Origin of the sequence: Succinivibrio sp., from assembly GCF_045124615.1 — a bacterium.
Taxonomy (GTDB): Bacteria; Pseudomonadota; Gammaproteobacteria; order Enterobacterales; family Succinivibrionaceae; genus Succinivibrio; species Succinivibrio faecicola.
Window position 1 is genome coordinate 1 of sequence record NZ_JBGVMC010000224.1, and the last position, 3,484, is coordinate 3,484.

Here is a 3,484-nt window from a genome sequence, read left to right on the forward strand (position 1 = left end):
AATACTCCAACCTGAGCTGCATACATGCCTGAAGCTAAAGCTGAATTTACTTTTGGCTGTGTGATCTTTGCAGACGATGCATTTTGATTTGCATTCTTTCTTGATGATTTTAAAACTTCTCTTGTAGTTGTACTTTCACGATTTGTATCTGGGAAAGTAGTTGTAGCAGAAACTGGCTCTTTAGGCTCAAGCTGTTCACTCTGAACTGTATTTGACTGCTGCTCATTCTGCTTTAAAGCATCAAATGGAGATACTTGTGTCGTTTTTGGTGTATCATCAACTGGTGCTAATAAATCTGAATAGTCATGCTCACTTTGTGCCTGTGCAATATCTGATGAAGCACTAACAAGCTGACCTGACTCATCTGTCATTGCTCCATTTTTAGTAATTGCTATCGCATTTGAGCTATCATTTTTTGCAGAAGAATCATTACTGTCTGATAAAAATGGAATAAGAATAAGCACAAGTGAAGCTACACATAAAGATCCAACAATTCTATTTCTTAAACTTGTATCAAATTTCATATATATCGCAAAAAGAGCGCCTCCTATTCTTATTCTAACAGCACAATCTTAGCTGTTAACTATTATTCTGTCTATTTCTAGCTTTTTTTATAAAATTGTCATCTACAAGGCAGTCTACTACCTCAGAAACTGTTACAAAAGAGCCAAGAACAATAATCTCATCATCATCTTTTGCATCCTTAACACATTCTGTTAAGGCTTCATTTACTGTTTCATATGATTTTATCAGAGAATCAGATATTTGACACTCTTTTAAAGCCTTAACAAGACGAGTTGAAGACTCTCCTCTTTGAGTATGCAAAGATGCAACATAAAAGCCGTCAAAACAGTCTTTGATAATTGAGATTACCGATTCAATATCCTTATCCTTAAGCATTCCTATAAGAGCATATCGTTTTGTTTTGATAACTCTCTTCGCTAATGTCTTTGCAAGATGCAGTGCTGCAGGAGGATTATGAGCAACATCAAGATAAATTGCAGGATGATATTTAACAAGCTGCATACGACCTGGCAGTGATGTTACCTTTAATGCTCTGTTAATTGCATCTACAGATATATTAAGGCCACGTTCTTTTAAAACCATTAAAGCCTTTATCGCAGATGGTGCACAGATAAGTGGTATTTTTGGTGTTGCAAGAGAATATGACTCAAAGGTACCAATTGCAGATTTTTGAACAAAGGTAAAGCCATCTGTAAAGCGACCTTCAAAGTGTTCACCTTCAAAGAACAACTCAGAATTATTCTCTTTTGCTATGTTATATACAACCTTTTTAGCATCTACTGGTAGTAAGCCTGTAATAACTGAAGATTTATTCTTAATGATTCCTGACTTTTCTTTTGCGATCTTCTCAATGGTATCGCCAAGAATTGCTGTATGATCAAGACCTATAGATGTAATAACACAAACATCAGCATCAAGTATATTTACAGCATCTAGTCTTCCGCCTAAACCTACCTCAAGAACAATTGCACTGCAGCCTTGATTGTAAAAATGATAAATTGCAGCAAGTGTTGTATATTCAAAGTATGTTAAATCAACACCTTTTGAATGATCATAAACATAACTTAAAGCAATACAGAGATCATCATCGCTAATAAGTCTGCCATCAATAGCAATTCGTTCATTAAACTTTTTAAGATGAGGAGATGTATAAAGACCTGTTTTAATTCCTGAGCATGAGAGTGAATTAGCAATTAAAGCAGCAGTGGAGCCTTTGCCGTTTGTACCTGCAACCTCTACAATCTTGATATCTTTTAAATTTTGAAGATTAAGATTTTCAAGGACTTTTTTTGCTCTATCAAGTCCCAGTTTAATACGGTTAGGATCGATTTTTTCAAGAAAACTAAGCCAGGCATCGATTGAACCTGGCTTTAATTCAGACTTACTTATAACCATTGATAATCACTAGATTGAAACATCTGGATTTACAAGCTCTGCCTCAACTGGAATTGAACCGTCAGATAATGATTTGTTTGCATAACGTGACTGCACTTCAACCATAGGAACTGATGGATCATGACTGCCAAGAAGCAGTGAAACGAGACTTGCAAGCTCATCTCTCATCTTAGCACGGGTAACAATCATATCAACTGCGCCCTTTTCAACTAAGAACTCTGCTCTCTGGAAACCTTCTGGTAATTTTTCACGAACAGTCTGTTCAATAACACGAGGACCGGCAAAACCAATAAGTGCATTTGGCTCTGCAACGTTGATGTCACCAAGCATTGCAAGTGAAGCTGAAACACCACCCATTGTAGGATCGGTCATAACAGAGATAAATGGAAGATGTGCCTTTGACAGTCTTGCAAGAGCAGCTGATGTCTTTGCCATCTGCATAAGTGAGAATAATGACTCCTGCATACGAGCACCACCTGAGGTTGAGAAGCAGATAAGTGCACGATGAGTTCTTAAACACTCCTCAACAGCAGCACAGAATCTTGCACCAACAACAGAGCCCATAGAGCCAGCCATAAAATCGAACTCAAAAGCACAAGCTACAACTGGTAAGCCTTTTAAAGTGCCCTTGATTACAACTAAACCATCTTTTTCACCAGACTTTTTCTGAGCTGCAAGGAAACGATCACGATATTTTTTTAGATCCTTAAACTTTAAGATATCCTTTGGCTCTAAATCACCAGCAAGCTCTTCTCTGCCGTCTTTATCAAGGAAAGAATCCAGGCGTACACGAGCTTTGATATGCATATGATGACCGCACTTTGGACATACATTTAAATTACGCTCAAGCTCTGCTCTATATAAAACCTGATCACAAGCAGAACATTTTGTCCAAACACCTTCAGGAATTTCATGCTTTGCACCTGATGAAATTGAAGATGCAGTCTTGTGTAATAGATTCTCAAACCAACTCATAGAAGTCCCTATTATTTAGTATAAAAAGCTGTGCGCATTTTATCACAGCTTTGTATATTATGAAAAAATTAATTTTTTTAATTTAATGTGATTTTTGATACGAGTTTTAATATCGATTATTTTTCTGATTTTAAGTCTTTATATACTCAAAAATCTGACTGTTAAAATCCAATTCCGTTTATATACAGCCTTTCATTCTTATATTCTAAATTACATACATATTCGCCATTCTTCTTTTTAAATAGAAATTCAGCGCCTTTTGCATCATTTGTCTTTATACTTAAAAATGCTTCTTGCAAGAATACATCATTGTTTGAATCAAATTTTAAATAACCGTTTGAACTAAATTTGATAGCATTTTTTCTGAAAACACCAACATATGTTTTAAGGGAATTATCTAAAACAGCATCAAATTTTGAAATATCAATACGCTTTAATGAATCAAAACACCTGTCTAAATCACCTTCTTTTAGTGCAGAATTTATCTCATCATAAGAAAGGCCTTTTGCTATCATAACAGCTTTAACATCACTGACTGAATTTACTATTTCTTTAGATTTTAGATCTATTTTTACATCAAATGATTCAT

4 protein-coding genes are annotated in these 3,484 nt (G+C 35.4%); all 4 read right to left on the bottom strand.

From position 1 onward, the window contains the following. A partial coding sequence (locus ACJML3_RS05920; protein ID WP_406021471.1) for a hypothetical protein occupies window positions 1-524 on the bottom strand: 524 nt, incomplete at its 3' end. A gap of 55 nt (window positions 525-579) precedes the next feature. Next, window positions 580-1,920 carry a bifunctional folylpolyglutamate synthase/dihydrofolate synthase gene (locus ACJML3_RS05925; RefSeq protein ID WP_406021473.1) on the bottom strand — a complete coding sequence of 447 codons (1,341 nt, stop codon included), beginning with the start codon at window positions 1,918-1,920 and terminating at the stop codon, window positions 580-582. Window positions 1,921-1,929: 9 nt separating this feature from the next. Further along, window positions 1,930-2,895, bottom strand: coding sequence for an acetyl-CoA carboxylase, carboxyltransferase subunit beta (accD, locus tag ACJML3_RS05930; RefSeq protein WP_406021475.1), 966 nt, complete (start codon window positions 2,893-2,895; stop codon window positions 1,930-1,932). Window positions 2,896-3,056: 161 nt separating this feature from the next. After that, on the bottom strand, window positions 3,057-3,484 hold a 428-nt coding region (locus tag ACJML3_RS05935; protein ID WP_406021476.1), incomplete at its 5' end, for a hypothetical protein.

Excerpts from the sequence above, each read along its gene's own strand:
- accD (WP_406021475.1), bottom strand. The coding sequence starts at position 2,895 with ATGAGTTGGTTTGAGAATCTATTACACAAGACTGCATCTTCAATTTCA.
- ACJML3_RS05925 (WP_406021473.1), bottom strand. The coding sequence starts at position 1,920 with ATGGTTATAAGTAAGTCTGAATTAAAGCCAGGTTCAATCGATGCCTGG.